This is a genomic window from Streptomyces hirsutus, assembly GCF_001418415.1.
Classification (GTDB): Bacteria; Actinomycetota; Actinomycetes; order Streptomycetales; family Streptomycetaceae; genus Streptomyces; species Streptomyces hirsutus.
Genome location: NZ_LIQT01000302.1, coordinates 1 through 4747 on the forward strand (window position 1 = coordinate 1; position 4747 = coordinate 4747).

The 4747-nt window shown below is 68.7% G+C and carries 3 protein-coding genes and 1 pseudogene; all 4 read right to left on the reverse strand.

Annotation, left to right across the window (positions count from 1 at the left end; all coding sequences use genetic code 11):
• Nucleotides 1–156: 156 nt before the first annotated feature.
• On the reverse strand, nt 157–630 hold the full coding sequence (aroQ, locus tag AOK11_RS22360) for a type II 3-dehydroquinate dehydratase (RefSeq protein ID WP_055595516.1): 474 nt from the start codon (nt 628–630) through the stop codon (nt 157–159).
• Nucleotides 631–874: 244 nt separating this feature from the next.
• Complete coding sequence (locus AOK11_RS22365) at nt 875–1987, reverse strand: calcium:cation antiporter (protein WP_055595517.1); 1113 nt, start codon at nt 1985–1987, stop codon at nt 875–877.
• A 371-nt stretch (nt 1988–2358) separates the two neighbouring features.
• Entirely contained in the window at nt 2359–3363 is a 1005-nt protein-coding gene (locus tag AOK11_RS22370) for a TerC family protein (protein ID WP_055595518.1), read from the reverse strand.
• A gap of 329 nt (nt 3364–3692) precedes the next feature.
• Nucleotides 3693–4747 (reverse strand): annotated as a pseudogene (locus AOK11_RS22375) (hypothetical protein); the annotation flags it as partial.

Below are 4747 nucleotides of genomic sequence, written 5' to 3' on the forward strand. Positions count from 1 at the left end.
CGACCAAAATGGGAGTCCGATCAGCTCGCGGCGTCTGGTGCGTGCGATCGCAAGGCGCCGGAAGGTCCTCGTAGCGGAGCTACTAGGGCCTTTTGGCAACGCGGCGAGCGTGCGTGCCAGACGCCGCGAGCCGGGCGCCCATTTTGTTCGGGGCTCTTACGCCCGTGCCCGTCCGGGGCCGGCCAGCGCCGCGATCCGCTCCACCGCGAACACGTACCCCTGCACCCCGCATCCCGCGATGACCCCGTCGGCCCGCAGCGAGACGTAGGAGTGGTGCCGGAAGGACTCCCGGCGGTGGATGTTGGAGATGTGGACCTCCACCACGGGCAGGCCGTCGCAGGTGTTGAGGGCGTCCAGGATGGCGACGGAGGTGTGCGAGTAGGCACCGGGGTTGATCACGATGCCGCAGTGGTTCAGCCTCGCCTCGTGGATCCAGTCCACCAGCTCGCCCTCGTGGTTGGACTGCCGCAGGTCCACCGTGCCCCCGTGGGCGCCTGCCGCCCCGGCGCACAGCGCCTCCACGTCGGCGAGCGTCTCGGAGCCGTAGATCTCCGGCTGACGCTGCCCGAGCAGGTTCAGGTTGGGGCCGTTGAGAATCATGATCGGGGCATCGGCCAGGCTGCGGTGCACAGTTCCTCCGGTCCGTTCGGAAAGGTCGGGAAGAGTCGGGAGAGCGGGAAGGGCGTCGCGAAGAGAAGGAGACGGGTTGCGGCGGCCGTCACCGGGACGCCGCTCGGACACCGGTCTATCACGGTCCCGCGGGCGGTCGCCCCTGGCCCGGTGTGCCGAGGGAACCGCCTCCGGGTGGGGGTGCGCCGGAGCGTGGGTCTGCGCCGGACGCGCCCCCGCCCGGAGGCGGTTTCCGGAGTCGGTCCTACGGGTTGATCGCCAGTTCGAGATAGGCCGCGAGGATCACCAGGTGCACCCCGCCCTGGAGCGGTGTGGCCCGGCCGGGGCGGACGGTCAGGGCGCCGACCACCACGGTCAGGGTGAGCAGCACCATGTGGGTGTTGCCGAGGCCCAGGACGAGCGGGCCGGAGAGCCAGAGGGAGGCTATCGCGACCGCGGGGATGGTCAGGCCGATGCTGGCCATCGCGGAGCCGAGCGCGAGATTCACACTGGTCTGCACCCGGTTGCGCTGCGCCGCGCGCACCGCGGCGATGGTCTCGGGCAGCAGGACCAGCAGCGCGATGATCACACCGACGACGGCGTGGGGCAGCCCCGCCGACTTGACGCCGGACTCGATGGCGGGCGAGACGCCTTTGGCCAGGCCGACCACTCCGACCAGGGCCAGGCCGAGCAGTCCGAGGCTGATCATGGCGGTGCGGGTGGAGGGCGCGGCCGCGTGCTCGTCCTCCGGGTCCACGACCGGCTTGGGCTTGCCGGGCTTGACCACGGGCAGGAAGTAGTCACGATGCCGGACGGTCTGTGTCGCGACGAACAAGCCGTAGAGGATCAGCGAGGTGACCGCGGCGAAGGTGAGCTGCACCCCGGAGAATTCCGGGCCGGGCTTGCTGGTGGTGAACGTCGGCAGCACCAGGGTGAGGCCCGCCAGCGTGGCCACCGTGGCGAGCGCCGCGCCGGCGCCTTCCGGATTGAAGGTGGCCGTACCGTGCCGCAGCGAGCCGACCAGGAGGCTCACGCCGAGGATGCCGTTACAGGTGATCATCACGGCCGCGAAGACGGTGTCCCTGGCCAGGGAGGCGGTATCGGGCCCGCCGTCGATCATCAGGGTGACGATCAGCGCGACCTCGATGATCGTGACGGCGACCGCGAGGACCAGTGAGCCGAAGGGTTCACCGACCCGGTGGGCCACCACCTCCGCATGGTGCACCGCGGCCAGCACGGCTGCCGCCAGTACCACGACCGCCACGGCGATGACCGCGCCGGACAGTTTGCTTCCCCAGGTCAGAGCCAGGAGAACCACCGCGAGCACGGGCACCAGGCTCGTCCACCGCTCGCCGATCGTTCTGAACCAACCGATCATGCGCGGCTCTCAGACATGAAGGAACCCCGGCCTTCGGTCACTCGACGCTCTGTGGACTCGCCTGTCGTACTGATCACTTTCACATCCACACCATCACCAGATATCAGTTCGTGCGAGCGGTCCCGCCGCTGTCCGGCGGCTCCGATCCCCTGCGTGTTCCTTGTCGTTCCGAGGTGGTCGTTGTCGCGCATGATCTCCTCTGCTGGCCGGAGGGACGGCCCTCGACGGACGGCGGTGAGCGTGACCGACCGCCCTTGTGCCGGTTGTGGGGTGGTGGTCCGGCACGAGACAGGCAGATGCCGGGAGCGGTGCGCGACTCCGCGTCGCGCCCCGCTCCCGGGGATGGCCTGTCCGGTTCCGGACGGACGGGGTCAGACGTCGATGCTGTCCTTGGCGGCGCCCTCGCCCCGGCCCGACTCGGCCTGGTCCTTCAGGGCCTGTTTCTTGGAGGCCCTGAGGCTGGTGATCGTGGTGACGACGAGGACACCGCAGATCACGCCCAGCGACACCGGGATGCTGATCTCCGGAACATGGACCCCGGACTCGTGCAGTGCGTGCAGCACCAGCTTCACACCGATGAAGCCGAGAATGATCGACAGGCCGTACGACAGGTGGACCAGCTTGCTGAGCAGGCCACCGATGAGGAAGTACAGCTGTCGCAGACCCATGAGGGCGAACGCGTTCGCGGTGAACACGATGTACGGATCCTGGGTCAGACCGAAGATCGCGGGGATCGAGTCGAGCGCGAAGAGCACGTCCGTGGTGCCGATGGCGAGCATCACGACCAGCATCGGGGTCATGACCCGCTTGCCGTTCTGCTCGATCCACAGCTTGGTGCCGTGGTACCGGTCGGCCACGCCGAACCTGCGCTCGGCGGCCTTGAGGAGCTTGTTCTCCTCGAACTCCTCGTCCTCCTCGTCGGCGCGGGCCTCCTGGACGAGCTTCCAGGCCGTGTAGATCAGGAAAGCGCCGAAGATGTAGAAGACCCACGAGAAGTTGGCGATGATCGCGGCGCCCGCGGCGATGAAGATCGTCCGCAATACCAGGGCTATGACCACACCGACGAGAAGTACCCGCTGCTGGTACTGCGACGGCACCGCGAACTTCGTCATGATCAGGACGAAGACGAACAGGTTGTCGACGCTCAGCGATTTCTCGGTGATGTAGCCGGCGAAGAACTCACCTGCGGGTTGTGCCCCTCCGAAGACCAGCAGGCCGAGTCCGAAGAGCACGGCCAGGACGACCCAGACGATGGTCCAGATCCCGGCTTCCTTGATGGAAACGTCGTGCGGCTTGCGCCCGATGAAGAAGTCGATGGAGATGAGGGCGACAAGGCCCAGGACAGTAAGGACCCATAGGGTCGAGGAAACATCCACTGCGCCTCCGGCAGATACGTCTCACGGAAAATGTCAGCGTCATCGCTGCCGGAGGTCTCTTCCACCCAGGCCTCAAGCGCTTGTCAGCGCCAGGACAGACCTATGGGCCGACGCCCCGGGACCAGGCCTGATCCGTATTGACGGGGTCGCCGCACAGACGGGGAGTACTCCCCTCCGTGTGCAAAACTTTACCTCCATCACCAAGGTTTGGTAAAGAGCGAGGTAAAAGAAATCCCAAAGTGGCAGGTGGAAGGCGGTCGCACGCGGGCATGGTCCAGGAGATGGGATACCACCACCGCGTTTACGGACACACGCTCACGGGTTCACGGTCAGGGGCGCCCTGTCCGGCGGGCCTCGGCGACCCGAATGAGAACCTGCTGGAGGACCTGGCTGCCCGGGGGCACGAGGGGCGGCTCGTACGTCCAGGCGTGGCCGACCCACGGGTCGGCCAGATGACTGTCGGCCACCGGGGTCAGCCGCAGCAGGGAACGCCACAGGGGGTCCAGCAGCGGACCGTATCCGGCGGACTCCTCGCGGTCGGCGACCATCATCAGGTGAACGCCGACGGACGGACCCTCGTCGGCGAGGTAGCGCAGCTGGTTCACGGCACGGTCGTCGAAACCGTGCGGGAAGTCGTTGACGACCAGCAGCTGCTGGGAGGGGTCGAAGCCGGGCGGCAGGGCGTCGGGGGCCCCGCCGCGCAGCGCCATCTGCACCAGGTCGACCCGCTGGGTGAGCCGGCCCAGGACATCCGCGACGCCCGCGGCGCCCTGGGCGGGCGGGGCCGCCAGCACACCGCTCCGCGTCAGCGGTACCAGTGACTGCGCGCCCGATCCGGCCGGGTCGACGACGTGCACGGTGAACTCGCCCGCCGGGTAGACGGCGAGCAGGCGTGCCGCGTGGGTCACCGCCGTCTCCATGGCGAGGCGCCGCATGTCATGGGCATCGGTGAACGAGTCGTCCAGGGCGTCGGTGCGGCCGCTGTCGATCCACAGGCCGCGCTCCAGCGGCAGCCGGAGCAGCATGGGGATGCGTATCCGGTCGGCCTCGGGCAGCCGGAGGTCGCCCAGGCGCAGCGCCATGGGAATCTCCATCGGCACCCGGTAGGCGTGCCAGACGGGGTTGTCCCAGCGAGCGTACGCCGGGGGCAGGGCGGGTTCGACGACCTCGGCCTCGGCGACGAGCTGGGCGAGGTCACGGTCGAGGACCTCCCTCGCCCGGTCGACCAGCTGGGCCTGCCGGGCCCTGGCCGCCTCGCGCGCCGCGTCGGCCTGGCCGCCGATCCGGCTGCGCGGGTCGGACAGGACCTGCTCCAGCTCCTTGTCCATGCGGGACTCGGCGAAGTCGACGGCGCTGCGGTAGGCGGCGGTGGTGCGGGCCAGGT

Coding starts and splice junctions, on each gene's coding strand:
- AOK11_RS22365 (WP_055595517.1), bottom strand. CDS start 1,987: ATGATCGGTTGGTTCAGAACGATCGGCGAGCGGTGGACGAGCCTGGTG.